The 18,206-nt window shown below is 69.4% G+C and carries 14 protein-coding genes; 9 read left to right on the plus strand and 5 right to left on the minus strand.

Annotation, left to right across the window (positions count from 1 at the left end):
* Nucleotides 1-50 precede the first annotated feature (50 nt).
* Complete coding sequence (locus FNF32_RS00360; RefSeq protein WP_131673568.1) at nucleotides 51-3,452, minus strand: indolepyruvate ferredoxin oxidoreductase family protein; 3,402 nt, start codon at nucleotides 3,450-3,452, stop codon at nucleotides 51-53.
* Nucleotides 3,453-3,589: 137 nt separating this feature from the next.
* On the opposite strand from FNF32_RS00360, the gene FNF32_RS00365 reads away from it, so the two are divergent.
* The 3 genes from FNF32_RS00365 to purL all read left to right on the plus strand — a co-directional run bounded on the left by FNF32_RS00365 (nucleotide 3,590) and on the right by purL (nucleotide 7,780).
* Nucleotides 3,590-4,486 (plus strand): LysR family transcriptional regulator, encoded by an 897-nt coding sequence (locus FNF32_RS00365; protein WP_131673569.1) that lies wholly within the window; start codon nucleotides 3,590-3,592, stop codon nucleotides 4,484-4,486.
* Nucleotides 4,487-4,824: 338 nt separating this feature from the next.
* Complete coding sequence (locus tag FNF32_RS00370; protein WP_131673570.1) at nucleotides 4,825-5,508, plus strand: hypothetical protein; 684 nt, start codon at nucleotides 4,825-4,827, stop codon at nucleotides 5,506-5,508.
* Nucleotides 5,509-5,602: 94 nt separating this feature from the next.
* Entirely contained in the window at nucleotides 5,603-7,780 is a 2,178-nt protein-coding gene (purL, locus tag FNF32_RS00375; protein WP_131673571.1) for a phosphoribosylformylglycinamidine synthase subunit PurL, read from the plus strand.
* Between the two features lie 37 nt (nucleotides 7,781-7,817).
* Here the strand turns inward: purL and FNF32_RS00380 are convergent, their stop codons facing one another.
* Genes FNF32_RS00380 through gmk form a run of 3 tightly spaced genes read right to left on the minus strand, consistent with a single transcriptional unit; the run spans nucleotide 7,818 to nucleotide 10,074 of the window.
* Nucleotides 7,818-8,915 (minus strand): sensor histidine kinase, encoded by a 1,098-nt coding sequence (locus FNF32_RS00380; protein WP_281285628.1) that lies wholly within the window; start codon nucleotides 8,913-8,915, stop codon nucleotides 7,818-7,820.
* 8 nt (nucleotides 8,916-8,923) lie between these two features.
* The gene (locus FNF32_RS00385) at nucleotides 8,924-9,448 is read right to left on the minus strand and encodes a gamma carbonic anhydrase family protein (RefSeq protein ID WP_131673572.1); all 525 of its coding nucleotides are present in this window, start codon (nucleotides 9,446-9,448) and stop codon (nucleotides 8,924-8,926) included.
* Nucleotides 9,445-10,074, minus strand: coding sequence for a guanylate kinase (gmk, locus tag FNF32_RS00390; RefSeq protein ID WP_131673573.1), 630 nt, complete (start codon nucleotides 10,072-10,074; stop codon nucleotides 9,445-9,447). The genes FNF32_RS00385 and gmk overlap by 4 nt, the downstream gene beginning before the upstream one ends.
* A gap of 250 nt (nucleotides 10,075-10,324) precedes the next feature.
* On the opposite strand from gmk, the gene FNF32_RS00395 reads away from it, so the two are divergent.
* Nucleotides 10,325-11,107, plus strand: coding sequence for a PAS domain-containing protein (locus FNF32_RS00395; protein ID WP_143796427.1), 783 nt, complete (start codon nucleotides 10,325-10,327; stop codon nucleotides 11,105-11,107).
* A 46-nt stretch (nucleotides 11,108-11,153) separates the two neighbouring features.
* Here FNF32_RS00395 and FNF32_RS00400 read toward each other — a convergent pair whose 3' ends face one another.
* Complete coding sequence (locus FNF32_RS00400; RefSeq protein WP_131673602.1) at nucleotides 11,154-12,533, minus strand: class II 3-deoxy-7-phosphoheptulonate synthase; 1,380 nt, start codon at nucleotides 12,531-12,533, stop codon at nucleotides 11,154-11,156.
* Nucleotides 12,534-12,791: 258 nt separating this feature from the next.
* On the opposite strand from FNF32_RS00400, the gene FNF32_RS00405 reads away from it, so the two are divergent.
* The 5 genes from FNF32_RS00405 (at nucleotide 12,792) to FNF32_RS00425 (ending at nucleotide 18,193) form a co-directional block, all read left to right on the plus strand.
* Nucleotides 12,792-13,976: an ABC transporter substrate-binding protein gene (locus FNF32_RS00405; RefSeq protein ID WP_131673574.1), complete on the plus strand. Its 1,185-nt coding sequence runs from the start codon at nucleotides 12,792-12,794 to the stop codon at nucleotides 13,974-13,976.
* Nucleotides 13,977-14,125: 149 nt separating this feature from the next.
* Complete coding sequence (locus FNF32_RS00410) at nucleotides 14,126-14,908, plus strand: ABC transporter ATP-binding protein (protein WP_143796428.1); 783 nt, start codon at nucleotides 14,126-14,128, stop codon at nucleotides 14,906-14,908.
* 149 nt (nucleotides 14,909-15,057) lie between these two features.
* The gene (locus FNF32_RS00415; RefSeq protein WP_425467867.1) at nucleotides 15,058-15,738 is read left to right on the plus strand and encodes an ABC transporter ATP-binding protein; all 681 of its coding nucleotides are present in this window, start codon (nucleotides 15,058-15,060) and stop codon (nucleotides 15,736-15,738) included.
* A gap of 96 nt (nucleotides 15,739-15,834) precedes the next feature.
* A complete protein-coding gene (locus tag FNF32_RS00420; RefSeq protein WP_131673576.1) occupies nucleotides 15,835-16,842 on the plus strand; it encodes a branched-chain amino acid ABC transporter permease in 1,008 nt (335 codons plus the stop codon).
* A gap of 10 nt (nucleotides 16,843-16,852) precedes the next feature.
* Complete coding sequence (locus FNF32_RS00425; protein WP_131673577.1) at nucleotides 16,853-18,193, plus strand: branched-chain amino acid ABC transporter permease; 1,341 nt, start codon at nucleotides 16,853-16,855, stop codon at nucleotides 18,191-18,193.
* Nucleotides 18,194-18,206: the final 13 nt, after the last annotated feature.

Consider the following 18,206-nt stretch of genomic DNA (forward strand, 5'->3'; position numbering starts at 1 on the left):
GACTGACGGCGGAAATTACCACTTCGACGCGGCGCCGGGCCGCGAATGCGTCACTCGGCCGCGTGCCGCATCGGCGTGCCGCCCGCGCGGATCGCGTCGAGCAGGGCGGCGCGGCGGGGGGCGGCGTCCTCGGCGGCGCGGTCCTTGATGAAGCCGTAGCCGCGAATATCCAGCGGCAGTTCCGCCAGTTCGCGGATCAGGTCCATCGTCGCGGGCGTCGCGCGGGGCAGGACTTCGCGCATGTCGGCCTCGAACCGGGCGATCATCGCCCGCTCGCGGCGGCGTTCGGGCATATATCCGAAGACGTCGAAGGGCGTGCCCCGCAAGCCCTTCATGCCCGCGAGCAACCTGAACGCCCGGCCCATCCACGGCCCGAACTCGCGCTTCTTCGGCCGTCCGTCGCTGTCGCGGCCGGTCAGCACCGGCGGCGCGAGGTGATAGGTCACGCGCACTTCGCCCTCGAAGGCCTGCGCCACGCGGTCGGCGGTGTCGAGATGCAGCCGCGCGACCTCGTATTCGTCCTTGTAGGCCAGAAGCTTGTAGTAGCCCTTGGCGACGCTTTCCCGAAGTTCGGCCGGGGCCTGCGCCACGAGGTCGAGGAACCGGCGCTTCAGCCCCTCGCCCTGGTAATCCACCAGCCGCGCGGCGCGGTAGGCGACCGGGTCGCGGGGCAGCGTGGTGGGCTCTGCGGGTGCGGCGAGCTTGTCGGGGTTCAGGACCGCCCAGCGCCCGATCTGGAACGCGCGCTGGTTTTCCGCGACCTTGGCGCCGTTCAGCTCGACCGCCTTCAGGATCGCCGCCTCGCTCAGCGGGATCAGCCCCTGCTGGAAGGCCGCGCCCATCACCAGCATGTTGGAATAGATCGAATCCCCCAGCAGACGCTCGGCCAGCTGCGATGCGTCGAAGAACGCCGTCCGCTCGCCCAGCCGCGCCTGCAGCGACATCTTCAGCCGGTCGGCGGGCACGCGGAAGTCGCGGTTGCGGGTGAACTCGCCGGTGATGATCTCGTGGTCGTTGACGACCGCGCCGGTGCGGCCGGTGGTCATCAGGCCGATGGTCCGGGCGCCCGCCGTCACGACAAGGTCGCCGCCGATGATGCAGTCGGCCTCGCCCACCGCGACCCGGATGGCGCTGATGTCCTCGGGCCGGTTCGCAAGGCGCAGGTGGATGTGGACAGCGCCGCCCTTCTGGGCGAGGCCGGCCATTTCCATCATGCCCGCGCCCTTGCCGTCGATCTGGGCGGCCTGCGCCAGCACCGCGCCGATGGTCACGACCCCGGTGCCGCCGACGCCGGTGATGACGATGTTGTGGGTGCCGTCGATCGCGGGCAGCCGGGGCGCGGGCAGAACGGGAAGCTCGAACGCCTCGGCCTTTGGGCGGCGCGGGCGGCCGCCCTGAACGCTGACGAAGCTGGGGCAGAAGCCCTTGACGCAGCTGAAGTCCTTGTTGCACGACGATTGGTCGATGGCGCGCTTGCGGCCGAGTTCCGTGTCGACCGGCACGACCGAGACGCAGTTCGACTGGACCGAGCAGTCGCCGCACCCCTCGCAGACGTCGGTGTTGATGAAAACGCGCCGGTCCGGGTCGGGGAACGCGCCCTTCTTGCGGCGGCGGCGCTTTTCGGCGGCGCAGGTCTGGACATAAACGATGGCGGAGACGCCGCCGACCTGTTCCAGCTCACGCTGGACGGCCATCAGGTTCGCGCGTTCCTCGAACCGCAGCCCGGCGGGGAAGATGCCGCGGTCGATTTCTTCCTTTTCGTCGTAGACAAGGACGACCGGCACATCCATCGCCTGCACCTCGCGCACGATCTGCGGTGCCGTCAGCCCGCCCTCGTTGGGCTGGCCGCCGGTCATCGCGACGGCGTCGTTGAACAGGATCTTGTAGGTGATGTTGGTGCCCGCCGCCTTGGCGGCGCGGATCGCAAGGCTGCCGGAGTGGTTGTAGGTGCCGTCGCCCAGGTTCTGGAAAACGTGCGGACGCTTGGAAAACGGCGCCTCGCCGACCCAGTTCACGCCCTCGCCGCCCATCTGGGTAAAACCGGTCGTCTCGCGGTCCATCCACTGGACCATGTAGTGGCAGCCGATCCCGGCATATGCGCGGCTGCCGTCCGGCACCTTGGTCGATGAGTTGTGCGGGCAGCCCGAGCAGAACCACGGCGTGCGGACAGCGATCTCGGCCGCATTGTCGGCGCGGCGGGTGTCGGCGATGCGCGACAAAGCCGCCTCAAGCGCGTCGGTGCGGCGCCCTTCCTCGATGAAGATGTCGCCCAGCCGCTGCGCGATCAGGACGGGGTCGAGCGCGTAGCGGGTCGGGAACAGTTCGATCCGGCGGCCGTGTTCCCAGGTGTCGCCCTTGTGCCAGCCATAGACGCGGCGGCCGCGGCGATCGTCGAAGATCGCCTCCTTGACCTGCACCTCGATCAGCTTGCGCTTTTCCTCGACCACGATGATGAGATCGAGCCCCTCGGCCCACTCGTGGAAGCTGGTCATGTCCAGCGGCCAAGTCTGGCCGATCTTGTAGGTGGTGATGCCCAGCCGCTCGGCCATTTCCTCATCAATGCCCAGCAGCGACAGCGCATGCACCACGTCGAGCCAGTTCTTGCCCGCCGCCGCGATCCCGATCTTCGCGCCGGGCTTGCCCCAGACGCGGCGGTCGATGCGGTTCGCGCGGGCGAACGCCTCGGCCGCGAAACGCTTGTAGTCGATCATCCGCGCTTCCTGAACGACCGGCGTGTCGCCCAGACGGATGTTCAGCCCGCCCTCGGGCATCAGGAAGTCGTCGGGGGTGACGAACGACATGCGGAAGGGGTCGCCATCGACCACGCTCGTCGCCTCGACCGTGTCCTTCATGGTCTTGAGGCCGGTCCAAACGCCCGCATAGCGCGACAGCGCCCATGCATAAAGGCCGTAGTCCAGGATTTCCTGCACGCCCGCTGGCGACAGGACCGGGATATAGGCATCGACCATGGCCCAGTCGGATTGGTGCAGCACGGTCGAGCTTTCGCCGGTGTGGTCGTCGCCCATCGCCATCACGACGCCGCCGTGCTTGGACGATCCCGCCATGTTGGCGTGGCGCATCACGTCGCCGGTGCGGTCCACGCCCGGGCCCTTGCCGTACCACAGCGCGAAGACGCCGTCGTATTTCCCCTCGCCGCGCAGTTCGGCCTGCTGGCTGCCCCAGATCGCGGTCGCCGCCAGATCCTCGTTCAGGCCCGGCTGGAACAGGACGTTCGCGGGATCCAGCAGCTTCTTCGACTTCATCATCTGCAGATCGACGCCGCCGAGGGGCGAGCCGCGATAGCCGGTGACGAGCCCCGCCGTGTTCAGCCCCGCCGCCTTGTCGCGCGCGGCCTGCATCAGCATCAGCCGGACCAGCGCCTGCGTCCCGTTTAAAAGGACGTGCTGCCGCGACAGGTCGAAGCGATCGGACAAGGAAACCTGGATGCTCATCTTGCTCCCCCCAGCTGGATGATGGCGTCAGTATAGGTCAGTCAAACTGACCGATAAAGGATTTTCTGAAACGGCGTTTATGGGATACCGCTGCACGGCAACGGGCGGACCAACGACCCGGGCCAAAGGGGGGCGACATGGACTGGGACAAGCTGCGGATTTTCCACGCCGTCGCCGACGCGGGCAGCCTGACCCATGCGGGCGACGTGCTGCACCTGTCGCAGTCGGCCGTCAGCCGCCAGGTCCGCGCGCTCGAGGAGATGCTGGGCACCACGCTGTTCCACCGCCATGCGCGCGGGCTGATCCTCACCGAACAGGGCGAGATGCTGTTCGAGGCGACGCGCTCGATCTCGCGCAAGCTCGACACCACCGCCGCCCGCATCCGCGACAGCGAGGAACATGTCTTCGGCGAACTGCGCGTGACCACGACCGTGGGTTTCGGGACGATGTGGCTGGTGCCGCGTCTGGCGAAGCTCTTCGCGCGCTATCCCGACCTCAAGATCGACCTGATGCTCGAGGAACGCGTGCTGGACCTGCCCATGCGCGAGGCGGACGTGGCGATCCGCATGAAGGAACCCAGCCAGGCCGACCTGATTCGCCGGCGGTTGCTGAACATCCGCATGCGGCTTTACGCCTCGCAGACCTATCTCGACCAGGCGGGCACGCCGACCGAAATCTCGGACCTCGGGCCGCACCGCCTGATCTGCCAGAACCCCGCCACGCCGCAGGTGCAGTCGGGGGCGGCGCTGGTGCAGACGCTTCTGGCGCAGAACATCGCGTCGACGCTTCTGGTGAACAACTACTTCGGGGTCCTGCAAGGCGTGCTGAGCCATGTGGGCATCGGCGTCCTGCCCGACTATTTGACCGTGGACTTCCCCCACCTCGTCCGCGTCATGCCCGAGGTGGAGAGCACCGAAGTGCCGGTTTTTCTTGCCTTTCCCGAGGAACTGCGCGGGTCGCGCCGGGTGGCGGCCTTCCGCGACTTCGTGCTCGACGAAATCCAGCAGATGCGGCGGCCGATAATGGCCGAGTGACCCCTCGCGGGTTTGCGCCTGACGCAGGCCCGCATCGGCAGACATTCGCCACGCGCAACGCCGATATGCTGATCCGGCCGCCTCGCCTGCCTTGCGCGCGGGCATCGCTGTCCATATTTCGATCCCCGAAGCGACGATGGCCCTTCGGGCGCCGTTGTTCTTCACCTCCCTGTTGGACTTGAGCCGGGCCTTCGTGCCCGGCTTTTTTTTGGCCCGGCGCAGGCGTCGCGGCCCTGCCCGCGTCATGGCCGCTGGACGGGTTGTGAACGCCGCCGGGGTGCGATCGCGTCCGAGTTGTGCCATGCACGTCATGCAAGACGCGCATGGAAGGCAAAGGCATGTCGGGACGGATCTGCATCGTGGTGGCGACCTTGGCTTTGGCGATCCCTGCCTTGGGCGCGGCGGAACCCGGCTGCGGCGGCGGCGCGGCCTGCGCGCCCCAGAACGTCGCCCCCGGGGCGATCCGGCTGGCACAGGCGGGCGGCGCCGACATGTCCCGGCGCCCCGTGATGCGCCCGCACCCGGCGGAACTGCCGCCGTCCATGCCGTTCCCGTCCGCAGAAGCGGCGCAGCCCCCTGCGGCGGCGATCCCCGGTCGGCCGGTCCGCCGCGCCACCCCGGCCGCCGCCACCCCGTTAGAACCCCCGGCGATCCTGCCCGCCGCGCCCGCCCCGACCGCCCCGGCCGCCCCGCTTGCGTCATGGTCGCTGCCGGTGCCCGCCGGTTGTCCGACCCCGAACATGCTGGCGCCCGGCGAGAACCGGATCGCGGGCGAGGTGCGAGGCGAGGCGATCTGCCGGCTGCTCATCCCCGCCGACACCGCCTCGCGGGTGACGCTGGTCGGCCCGGGACCGGCGCTGCCGGACCTCAAGGTGGTCCTTTATTCCCGCACCACCACCGACCTTGCTGCCGACCAGCCCCTGCCGGTGCCGCCCGGCCGGCAGGAACTGCGGGTCCTGCGCGCGCCGCAGGCGCCCGGACGGACGCCTTTGCCCTTCGACCTGCTTATCCGGCTGGACTGAACGCCGCCCGCGAGGCCCCGGCTCGCAGGCCGTTGAACGGCGCGGCCCGGCGACCTACAAGGCGGCACGTTTCCGTCGCCCGAAAGGACCATCCATGCAGGACCCCGCCATCACCCCCGACCTGATCGCGGCGCATGGGCTGAAACCCGACGAATACCAGCGCATCCTCGACCTGCTGGGGCGCGAGCCGAGCTTTACCGAACTCGGCATCTTCTCGGCGATGTGGAACGAGCATTGTTCCTACAAGTCGTCCAAGAAATGGCTGCGGACCCTGCCCACCACCGGCCCGCAGGTGATCTGCGGCCCGGGCGAGAACGCGGGCGTGGCCGACATCGGCGACGGCCCTGACGGCAAGAGACTGGCCGTGGTCTTCAAGATGGAAAGCCACAACCACCCCAGCTACATCGAGCCGCACCAGGGCGCCGCGACCGGCGTCGGCGGCATCCTGCGCGACGTCTTCACGATGGGGGCGCGCCCCGTTGCCGCCATGGACGCGCTGTCCTTCGGCCGGCCCGACCACCCGCGCACCCCGCATCTGGTCAAGGGCGTGGTCGAGGGGATCGGCGCCTACGGCAACGCCTTCGGCGTCCCGAACGTGGGCGGCGAGGTCCGTTTCCACCGCGCCTATGACGGCAACTGCCTCGTGAACGCCTTTGCCGCCGGGATCGCACAGGCCGACCGCATCTTCTATTCGGCCGCGTCCGGCGTCGGCATGCCGGTCGTCTATCTGGGCGCCAAGACCGGCCGCGACGGCGTCGGCGGCGCGACCATGGCCAGCGCCGAGTTCGACGACACCATCGAGGAAAAGCGCCCCACCGTGCAGGTCGGCGACCCCTTTACCGAGAAATGCCTGCTCGAAGCCTGCCTTGAGCTGATGGAGACGGGCGCGGTCATCTCGATCCAGGACATGGGCGCGGCGGGGCTGACCTGCTCGGCTGTCGAGATGGGCGACAAGGGGGGGCTGGGGATCCGGCTGGACCTCGACCGGGTGCCGGTGCGGGAAACCGCGATGACCGCCTACGAGATGATGCTTTCCGAAAGCCAGGAACGGATGCTCATGGTCCTGCATCCCGAAAAGGAAGCCGTGGCCCGCGAGATCTTCGAGAAGTGGGACCTCGACTTCGCGGTCGTGGGCGAGACGATCGCCGAGGACCGGTTCCTGATCCTGCACGGAAACGCGGTCAAGGCCGACCTGCCGCTGTCGAAGCTGTCGTCCAGCGCGCCCGAATACGACCGCCCGTGGGTCGAGACGCCGCCCGCGCGGGCCGACGTGGCGCTGCCGCAGATCGCGCCGGTGGCGGCGCTGCGGGCGCTGATGGGATCGCCCAGCTACGCGCACAAGGCGTGGGTCTGGGAACAATACGACACCCAGGTCGGCGCCGACACGGTGCGCCGTCCGGGCCTTGGCGCCGGGGTGGTGCGGGTCCACGGCACCGACAAGGCGCTGGCCTTCACCAGCGACGTGACGCCCCGCTACGTCCGCGCGAACCCCGTGCAGGGCGGCCGGCAGGCGGTGGCCGAGGCGTGGCGCAACCTCGTCGCCTGCGGCGCGACGCCGCTGGCCGCGACCGACAACCTGAACTTCGGCAACCCGGAAAAGCCCGAGATCATGGGCCAGTTCGTCGGCGCGATCAAAGGCATCGGCGAGGCGTGCCGCGCGCTCGACTTCCCCATCGTGTCGGGCAACGTGTCGCTTTACAACGAAACCGACGGCCAGCCGATCCTGCCGACGCCGACGATCGGCGGCGTCGGGCTGCTTGAGACGCTGGACGACCTGATCGCGGGACTGCCGACGGATGGCGACGTGATCCTGCTCGTGGGCGAAACGCGCGGTCATCTCGCGCAGTCGGCGCTGGCCTACGAGGCGTTCGGGATCGAGGATGGCGACGCCCCGCCCGTCGATCTGGACGCCGAGCGCCGGAACGGCGACTTCATCCTGCGGAACCGCGCCCTCATCCGCGCCTGCGCGGACCTGTCGGACGGCGGCCTTGCGCTCGCGTCGTTCGAGATGGCCGAGGCCGCGCGGATCGGCGTGACGCTGGACGCGGCCGACATCGGCCAGCTCTTCGGCGAGGATCAGGCCCGCTACCTGCTCGCCGCGTCCGCCGGCGATGTGGCGGCGCTGGCCGATGCGGCGCGCGCGGCGGGGGTGCCGGTCACGCAGGCAGGGCGCTTTGGCGGCGATGTCGTGGCGCTGGGCGGGGACGCCGCGCCCCTGGCCGAGTTGTCGGCGCTTTACCGCAGCGCCTTCGCGGCCGCGATCGGGGCCTGAGGCGCAAAAGGGCCGCGCGCCTCGGCGCGCGCCCCCTTCAGCGGGGCTGCTGTTCCGGCAGGATCACCGTGAACCGGCTGCCGTGCCCCTTTTCGCTTTCGATCCGCAGCCGCCCGCGATGGCGGTTGATGATGTGCTTGACGATGGCGAGCCCAAGGCCCGTCCCGCCCTGCTCGCGCGAGCGGTGATTGTCCACGCGGTAGAACCGCTCGGTCAGGCGCGGCAGGTGCAGCGCGTCGATCCCCTCGCCCTGGTCCTCGACCGTGACCGCCCAGCCGGGGCCGCGCAGCACCGGCTCGTGGTCGATGTGAACGAGCGACAGCCGCACCACGCCGCCCTGGCCGCCGTATTTCACCGCGTTCTCGATCAGGTTGTGGAACACCTGCACGATCTGGTCGGCGTCGCCGGGCACGTTCACCGGCTCGGACGGCATGTCCATCTCGAACCGGACGCCGGCCGCGCGCGCGTTGGGCGTCGCGGTCGCGACCACGCTGCGGACGAGGTTGGCAAGATCCACCTTCTGCGCCGGGCGGCGGCGCTCGTCCCCCTCGACCCGGCTCAGCGAGAGCAGGTCGGCGACCAGCCGGTTCATCCGCCCCGCCTCGCGTTCCATGATGTCCAGAAAGCGGTCGCGCGCGGCGGCGTCGTTCCGGGCCGGTCCGCGCAGCGTCTCGATAAAGCCCATCAGCGCGGTCAGGGGCGTCCGCAGTTCGTGGCTGACATTGGCCACGAAATCGCGGCGCATCTGCTCGGCCTGCTCGATCCCGGTGCTGTCCTCGATCGACACCGCAGCGCCCCGGGTGCCGCCGATGACCACGGGTCCCACCGTGACGACGCAGGCGCGGTCGCGCCCCTTGGCCGACAGGGTGGCGCGCAGTCTCAGGATGCCTTCGGCCGGGGGCGGCAGGTCCGGGTCGTCGTAGGGGGCGGGGTCGGCGTCGGGGTCCAGCACCCAGTCGATGGCGTGGTTCACGGACGGATGGCGCACGACCGTGACGAAGGGCCGGTCGCTCAGCCCCTGCCCGAACAGCGCGACGGCGGCGTGATTGGCCGCGACCACGCGCGCGCGCCGGTCCACGACCAGCATCGCCACCGGGATCGCGTCGGCAAGCTGCCGCAGATGTCTGACTTCCACGCCGCTACCTACCGATCGACCGCGACGAGGCCGCGCCGGTACTGCGCCGCCCGCATCCGGTAGTGCGCGGCCGAGGCGAGAAGCTTGGCCTGCTCATCCTCGTCGAGGATCCGCACGACCTTGCCCGGCGCGCCCATGACGAGCGCGCCTTCGGGGATGCGCTTGCCCTCGGTGACCAGCGCGCCGGCGCCGATCAGGGCGCCCGCCCCGATCTCGGCCCCGTTCAGGATCGTGGCCCCCATCCCGACCAGCGCGCCGTCCCCCACGGTGCAGCCATGCAGGATCGCCCGGTGTCCGACGGTGACGTTCTCGCCGATGGTGAGCGGATAGCCGGTGTCGAGGTGCAACACGCACAGGTCCTGCACGTTGCTGCCCGCGCCCACGCGGATGTCGTCGCTGTCGCCGCGCAGGACCGCGCCCCACCAGACGCTCGCGGCGCAGCCCAGCGTCACCCGGCCGATGACCTGCGCGTCGGGCGCGACCCACGCGTCCTTGCCCAGCGACGGGGCGATCCCGTCCAGTTCCCAGATCATGGCCGCTGCTCCATCAGGGACATCACGAACCCGCCCAGGCCCCGCTGCCGGTCGCGGCGCAGCCGTTCGGCGGTCAGGATGGCGCGCAGGTCGCGCTCGGTCTCGTCGAGGTCGTGGTTGACGAGGACGTAGTCGTATTCGGCCCAATGGCTGATCTCGCCCCGGCTTTTCTGCATCCGGTCGGCGATCACCTCGGCGCTGTCCTGGCCCCGGCTGTGCAGGCGGCGCTCCAGCTCGTGCAGGCTGGGCGGCAGGACGAAGATCGACACCACCTGGTTTCCGAGCGCCGAGGCGCGGATCTGCTGGCCGCCTTGCCAGTCCACGTCGAAGAGCGTGTCGCGCCCCGCGGCGATCGCCTGTTCCACAGGTCCGCGCGGGCTGCCGTAAAGATTGCCGAACACCTCGGCATGTTCCAGCATCTGGGCGGTGGCGACCATCTCGTCGAACCGGGCACGGTCGGTGAAATAGTAATCGCGCCCCTCGACCTCGCCCTGGCGGGGCGCGCGGGTGGTCGCCGATACGGAAAACTTCAGCGCCGGGTCCCACGTCATCAGCCGCCGGGCGAGCGTGGATTTGCCCGCGCCCGAAGGCGACGACAGGATGATGAGAAGTCCGGTCCGGTCCATGCGGCGTCCTTGGGGTGGCGTCTTTGATCGGCGGACCCGCAAGATGAGGTGCGGACCACGGGCGGCGTGCCCCTGAATGGCGCAGCCGGTCCGCGCGGGCAAGACCCGCCCGCGCCACCTGCCCGCCTCACCCGTGCGTCGGCGATCACGCGCCCCACTTAACTATGTGAGACGAAACCGGCTTAGCAAAGCGCAACCGAAGCCTTAAGATCGCGTTAACCTGCCCAGTTGCAAACACGACGGTAGCCTCATGGCGGACGAAGACAGCAAGAACCTGACCTGCGAGATCCAGGACGGCGCGCCCGTGATCCCGATCGGCGGGTACAACGCCGCTCAGCCTGCCCGGCTGGTGGCCGAGCTTCGCAGCTACTGGGACGGGCTGCGACAGGGACGCGCCGTGCCGATGCGGACCGACGTGCAGCCGGCGGGCATCGGGCGCGGGCTGGACTTCGCCTTTATCCTGGAACGGATCGCGCCGGGCGCGGCTCGGTTCCGGCTTGCCGGACGCCACATCGTCGACCTGATGGGAATGGAGGTGCGGGGGATGCCGCTCTGTTCGGTCCTCAACGCCGGTTCGCGCGGGCGGCTGTCGGACGTGCTGGAAACGGTGTTCCGCGGCCCGCAGCTCGCCGATCTGACCCTGATCTCGCCCGCGGGCTACGGTCGGCCGCAGCTGCATGGGCGGATGCTGATCCTGCCGCTGAAATCCGACCTAGGCGACGTCAGCCGCGCGCTCGGCTGCCTCGTCACGGCCGGCGAGATCGGCCGGGGCCCGCGCCGGTTCGACCTGCTGGAAGAACAGGTGGAGCCGGTGATCCCCGGCGCCTGCGTCCTTTCGCCCAAACCCTCGCGCCACGACATGGCCGATCAGGTCGATCCGTGGCCACTGCGCCCCAAGCCGGCCGCCCGCGCGGCCGGGGGCGCGCGCCGGGAAAGCCGCGAGGTGTCGCTGCCGCTGCTGCCGGAAATCGCGACCACGCCCGAATCGCGCCGGGCGATGTTTCGCGTGGTCTCGTCCGACCCGCAGGGCTGACCCGCAAGGCTTACCCGCCCGCAGCAATCCCGGCAGCCGCCGCCATTCAGCCGGTGTGGCGCAGCCCGCCCTTCGTGCCCGTGCGGCGCGCGCGCAGTTCTTCCGCGACCAGGAACGCCAGTTCCAGCGATTGGCTGGCATTCAGGCGCGGATCGCAAGCGGTGTGATAGCGCGAGCGCAGGTCCTCGTCGGTGACCGCGCGAACGCCGCCGGTGCATTCGGTCACGTCCTTGCCCGTCATCTCGAAATGCACCCCGCCCGGCACGGTCCCCTCGGCCTCGTGGACCTGGAAGAACTCGCGCACTTCGCGCAGCACGCTGTCGAACGGCCGGGTCTTGTAGCCCGACGCGGACTTGATCGTGTTGCCGTGCATCGGATCGCAAGACCACACGACGGACGCCCCCTCGTCCTCGACCGCGCGAATCAGCCGCGGCAGGTGATCGCCGACGCTGCCCGCGCCGAACCGCGCGATCAGCGTCAGGCGACCGGCCTCGTTCGCGGGGTTGAGCCGCTCGATCAGCCGATTCAGATCGTCGGTGGTGATCGTCGGCCCGCATTTCAGCCCCACGGGGTTCTGGACCCCGCGGCAGAACTCGACATGCGCGCCGTCCACCTGGCGGGTGCGGTCGCCGATCCACAGCATGTGGCCGGACCCCGCGACCGGCAGGCCGGTGGTCGAATCGATCCGCGCCAGCGCCTCTTCGTATTCCAGCAACAGCGCCTCGTGGCTGGTGTAGAACTGCACCTGCCCAAGCTCCTGCGCGGTCTCGGAGGTGACGCCGGCGGCCTGCATGAATGCCATCGCATCGCCGATCCGCTGGGCGATGTCGCGGTAGCGCGCGGCCTCGGGGCCGTCGGTGAAGTCCGCGATCCAGCTTTGAACGCGGTGGATGTCGGCATAGCCGCCGGTCGAAAAGGCGCGCAGCAGGTTCAGCGACGCCGCCGCCTGGGTATAGGCCTGCAGCATCCGCTGCGGGTCAGGGATGCGGGCCGCGGCGGTGAAGTCGAAGCCGTTCACGATGTCGCCGCGATAACTCGGCAGGTCCACGCCGTTCACCGACTCGGTGGCGGAACTGCGCGGCTTGGCGAACTGCCCGGCCATGCGCCCGACCTTGACCACGGGAAGCTGCGCGCCCCACGTCAGGACGACGGCCATCTGCAGCATGACCTTGAAGGTGTCGCGGATGTTGTCGGCGCTGAACTCGGCGAAGCTTTCGGCGCAGTCGCCCCCCTGCAGCAGGAACGCCTGGCCCGCCGCGACCTTGGCAAGACCGGCCTTCAGCCGCCGAGCCTCGCCCGCAAAGACCAGCGGCGGAAACTGCCGCAGCTGGCCCTCGACCAGGCCCAGCGCCGCCGCGTCGGGATAGTCGGGCATCTGCACCCGCGGCAACGCCCGCCAGCCCGCCCGGTCCCACGCGGCACCCATAGCGGCGGCCGTAAAGGACGCGTCGCGGCGTTCGGTGGCGGATGCGGGTGTCGGGGTGGTCTGGCCCATGTCGGTTCCTCCGGATGCCGGGCGTTTATAGGGCGGGGCAGGATCGAATGAAACCCTGCGGGGACTGCCAGAAAGAGCAGCCGGAACGGCCCGCGGACCCGATCATGACACTTTCTTTTTAGTCGGGCCGCATCTAACGTCCCGGGCAAGGACAACAGTCCAGAACCAAAACTCCAGGGAGTCTGCCATATGAAGAAACTTCTGCTCGCCACTGTCGCCACCGCCGCGCTGGCCGGCGCCGCTTCGGCCGAGGATGCCAAGATCGGCATCTCGCTTGGCTACACCGGCCCGCTGGAATCGATGTCGCCCGCGATGACGCAGGGCGCCGAGATGGCGATCAAGGAAGTCACCGAGTCGGGCAAGTTCATGGGCGGCTCGAAAGTGACCTCCGTCCAGGTCGACAACACCTGCGCCGACGCCGCCGCCTCGGTCGCCGCGGTCGAGCGCCTCGTCACCTCGGAAAAGGTGAACGGCATCATGGGCGGCATGTGCTCGGGCGAGACGATCGCCAGCCTCGAGCGCGTGGCGGTTCCGAACGGGATGGTCATGATTTCGCCCTCGGCCACGTCGCCGGCGCTGACCGACATCCAGGACCAGGGCTATTTCTTCCGCACCTCGCCGTCCGATGCGCGTCAGGGCGAAGTCATGTCCGACATCATGAACGAGCGCGGCGTCAAGAACGCGGCCGTGACCTACACCAACAACGACTACGGCAAGGGTCTGGCTGAGTCGTTCAAGCGCTTCTACGAGGAAGCGGGCGGCACGGTCACGATCATGGCCGCGCATGACGACGGCAAGGCCGACTATTCGGCCGAGGTCGCGGCGCTGGCGGCAGCCGGCGGCGACGCGCTGGTCGTCGCGGGCTACGTCGATCAGGGCGGGTCGGGGATCGTGCGCGGCGCGCTCGACACCGGCGCGTTCCAGACCTTCGTGTTCCCCGACGGCATGATGAGCGACGCGCTCGTCGATCGCTTCGGAACCGAGCTTTCGACCTCGTTCGGCCAGAACCCGTCGGCCGAGGGGCCGACCCGCGACAAGTTCCTTGAAATGACGAAAGCCGCGGGCTTCGACGGCAACTCGGCCTTTGCCGGTGAAAGCTACGACGCGGCGGCGCTGCTGCTGCTGGCGATGGAAGCGGCGAAGTCCACCGACCCCAAGGTCTACAAGGACCAGGTAATGAATGTCGCGAACGCGCCGGGCGAAAAGATCGGACCGGGCGAACTGGCCAAGGGGCTGGAACTGCTGGCCGCCGGGACCGACATCGACTTCGTCGGCGCGACTTCGGTCGAGCTGGTCGGCCCGGGCGAAAGCGCCGGCGTCTACCGCGAGGTGGACTTCCCCGAGGGCAGGATCCACGTCGTCAAGCTGCACTGATCGCGGACGAAACTTGATGCGCCGGCCCGGGGCTGACCGCCGGGGCCGGCGCAGGCACACCTGACGAACCGATGCACGCGCCGGGACAAGGCGGGGCAAAGACCTTGCGGCCGGGCCGAGCCAGGGCGCGAAGGGGGGGGGAACACGACATGATCCAGGTCCATGACCTGCACCGGCATTTCGGCGGCTTCCGGGCCGTCGACGGCGCCAGCCTGACCATCAGGACCGGCTCGATCACCGGGCTGATCGGCCCGAACGGCGCCGGCAAATCCACGCTCTTCAACGTCATCGCCGGTGTCCTGCCGCCCACCTCGGGACGGGTCACGATGGACGGGCAGGACATCACCGGCCTGCCGCCGCACGAGCTGTTCCACCGCGGACTGCTGCGCACGTTCCAGATGGCGCACGAGTTCAGTTCGATGACCGTGCGCGAGAACCTGATGATGGTTCCGGGCGGGCAGTCGGGCGAGACGCTGTTCAACACCTGGTTCGGGCGCGGCCGCATCCGCGCCGAGGAAGCCGCGCTGCGCCGCCGCGCCGACGAGGTGCTGGACTTTCTCACCATCAGCCACGTCGCCGACGAAAAGGCCGGCAACCTGTCGGGCGGGCAGAAGAAGCTCTTGGAACTCGGCCGCTGCATGATGGTCGAGGCGAAGGTCGTATTCCTCGACGAGGTCGGCGCGGGCGTGAACCGCAGCCTTCTGTCCACCATCGGCGACGCGATCGTGCGGCTGAACCGCGAGCGCGGCTACACCTTCTGCGTGATCGAGCACGACATGGATTTCATCGGCAAGCTGTGCGACCCGGTCATCGTCATGGCCGAAGGCAAGGTGCTGGCGCAGGGCTCGGCCGACCACATCATGGAAAACGAGGCGGTGATCGAGGCGTATCTGGGCCGCGGCCTCAAGAACAAGGACCTGGTCGGCGCATGAGCGACGAAGATCACGGCTTCGGCGGCCATCGCGGGATGCGCGACGCGTCCATCGTCAACACGGCCGGGCGCGGCACCATCGACGGCACCCGGCGCAGCGGCGCGGTTCGGCCGGGCGTGGCGGCGGCGCCGTTCCTTGCCGCCCGCGACATGCGCGGCGGCTACGGCAAGGCCGACATCCTGAACGGCTGCACCATCACCGTGGACCGCGGCCAGATCGCGGTCATCGTCGGCCCGAACGGCGCCGGCAAATCCACCGCGATGAAGGCGATCTTCGGGATGCTCGACCTGCGCGAGGGCTCGGTCCAGCTGGACGGCACCGACATCTCGGCCCTGAACCCGCAGGACCGGGTGCGCGCCGGCATGGGGTTCGTTCCGCAGACCGCGAACGTCTTCCCCTCGATGACGGTCGAGGAGAACCTGCAGATGGGCGCCTATATCCGCGAGGATGACTTCCGCCACACGATGGACCAGGTCTATACCCTGTTCCCGGCCGTCGCCGCCAAGCGCAGGCAGGCGGCGGGCGAGCTGTCGGGCGGGCAGCGCCAGCAGGTCGCCGTCGGCCGCGCGCTGATGACGCAGCCCAAGCTTCTGATGCTGGACGAGCCAACCGCGGGCGTGTCGCCCATCGTCATGGACGAGCTGTTCGACCGCATCATCGAGATCGCGCGCACCGGCATCTCGATCCTGATGGTGGAACAGAACGCCCGCCAGGCGCTGGAGATCGCTGACCTCGGCTATGTCCTCGTTCAGGGCACCAACCGCTACACCGACACCGGCGCCGCGCTTCTGGCCAACCCCGAGGTGCGCCGCACCTTCCTGGGGGGCTGAGCCGATGCGCGCCGCCTTCGTTCCGAACGCCGCCACGCGCGGCGGTCCCGGCGCCTGCGCACCCCATGCGCCCCGCCCGGCCAAGGAGATCCGCTGATGGATATCGCCAACGCGCTGGTCGCGATCCTGAACTTCGTCGTCATCCCGGCCGCCGCCTACGGCAGCCAGCTCGCGCTCGGCGCGCTGGGGGTGACGCTGATCTACGGAATCCTGCGCTTTTCCAACTTCGCCCACGGCGACACCATGGCGATCGGCACCGCGATCGTCATCCTGCTGACGTGGGGCCTGCAGTCGATGGGCGTGAACCTTGGGCCGCTGCCGACCGCGCTGCTGGCGCTGCCGATCGGGATCGCGATCACGTCGGGGCTGGTCCTGCTGACCGACCGGCTGGTCTATCGCCACTACCGGCGGGTCCGCGCGGACCCGATCGTCCTCGTCATGGCTTCGACCGGCGTCATGTTCGTGATGAACGGGTTGACCCGCCTGCTGATCGGCGTGGACGAGATCCGCTTCGATGACGGCGCCCGGTTCCTGATCTCGGTCCAGCAGTTCAAGGCCTGGACCGGCCTGACCGAGGGCTTGGCGCTGCGGCTGAGCCAGTTCATCACCCTGGCCGTGGCGGCGGTGTCCTGCTGGGCGCTGTTCCGGTTCCTGAACCGCACCCGGTCGGGCAAGGCGATGCGCGCCTATTCCGACAACGAGGATCTGGCGCTTCTGTCGGGCATCGACCCCGAGCGGGTCGTGCGCCTGACCTGGATCATCGCCACCGCGCTGGCGGTCATGGCGGGCACGCTCTACGGTCTCGACAAGTCGTTCAAGGCGTTCAACTATTTCCAGATCCTGCTGCCGATCTTCGCGGCGGCCATCGTCGGCGGCCTCGGCAGCCCTACGGGCGCGGTCGCGGGCGGCTTCGTGATCGCCTTTTCCGAGGTCGCCGTGACCTACCCGTGGAAGAAGATCGCGGGCTACCTCGTGCCCGGCTGGCAGCCAGACGGGCTGCTGCAGCTTCTGTCCACCGAATACAAGTTCGCCGTCAGCTTCGTGATCCTGATCGTGGTGCTGCTGTTCCGGCCCACCGGGCTGTTCCGCGGCAAGTCGTTCTAAGGGGGCCGCCATGTCCACAAACCGTCAATCCGATGCGGCGAGCCCGTGGCGCGCCCCTGCCCTGCTGGCCGTGCTGGTCATCCTGTTCCTGCTGGAAGGGGGCGTTTCGAACGCCATGTTCTCGGGCAGCTGGAACAGCGCGCTCGGCATCCTGAACATGGGGCTGCTGTCGGCGATCATGGCGCTGGGCGTCAACATCACCTGGGGCTACGGCGGCCTTTTCAACGCGGGCGTGGTCGGGTTCCTCGCGCTCGGCGGGCTCGCGCCGGTGCTGATCTCTACCCGCACAATTCCCGGCGCCTGGGCCGCGGGGGGGCCGGGCGTCCTGCTGGCGCTGCTCGTGGGACTGGTCACGCTGGGGCTGGCGGCTGTCGTGGCCCGGCGGCTGTCGGGCGCGTGGCGGTTCTGGGCCGCGCTTGCCGTCGTTGCCATAGGCTTCGTCATCTACCGCGAGCTGTTCGACCCGGCCGTCGTCGCGATCGAGGCGAACAACCCCGCGCAGGCGGGCAACATCGGCGGGCTTGGCCTGCCCGTGCTGCTCAGCTGGCCGGTCGGCGGTCTTCTGGCCGCCGCCGCAGCGTGGGGCGTCGGCAAGGTCGCGCTGGGGCTGCGGTCGGACTACCTCGCCATAGCGACGCTGGGGATCGGCGAGATCATCGTCGCCGTGATGCGCAACGAAGGCTGGCTCGCGCGCGGCGTCCTCAACATGACCGGCATCCCGCGCCCGGTCCCGTACGAGCTGAACCTGCAGGCCGATCCCGGCTTTCAGGCCCGCGCGGCGGGCTGGGGGATGGACGTGGCGACCGCGTCGGGGATCTGGGTCAAGCTGTGCTACGCCGGGCTGTTCGTGGCCGTGCTGCTGGCCCTGGTGCTGCTGTCGGAACTGGCGCTGCGCTCGCCCTGGGGGCGGATGATGCGCGCGATCCGCGACAACGAGACGGCGGCCGAGGCGATGGGCAAGCACGTCACCCGCCGCCACCTGCAGGTGTTCATCATCGGCGCGGCGGTCATCGGCCTTGCCGGCGCGATGATGGTGACGCTGGACGGCCTGCTGAACCCCGGCGGCTACGCGCCCCTGCGCTATACCTTCCTCGTCTGGGTGATGGTGATCGTGGGCGGGTCGGGCAACAACTGGGGCGCGGTGCTGGGCGCGATCCTGATCTGGTGTCTCTGGATCAAGGCCGAGGTCTGGGGGCCCGCATTTATGAAGCTGGTCACCACCGCGATGGAGCCGGGGCCGCTCAAGGCGCAACTGCTGGAAAGCGCGCCGCACATGCGGTTCGTGGCGATGGGGCTGGTCCTGCTGCTAGTGCTGCGCTTCGCCCCGCGCGGGCTGGTGCCCGAACGGTAGGGAGCGCGGAGCG

The sequence above is a fragment of the Paracoccus marinus genome, from assembly GCF_007018965.1.
Classification (GTDB): Bacteria; Pseudomonadota; Alphaproteobacteria; order Rhodobacterales; family Rhodobacteraceae; genus Paracoccus; species Paracoccus marinus.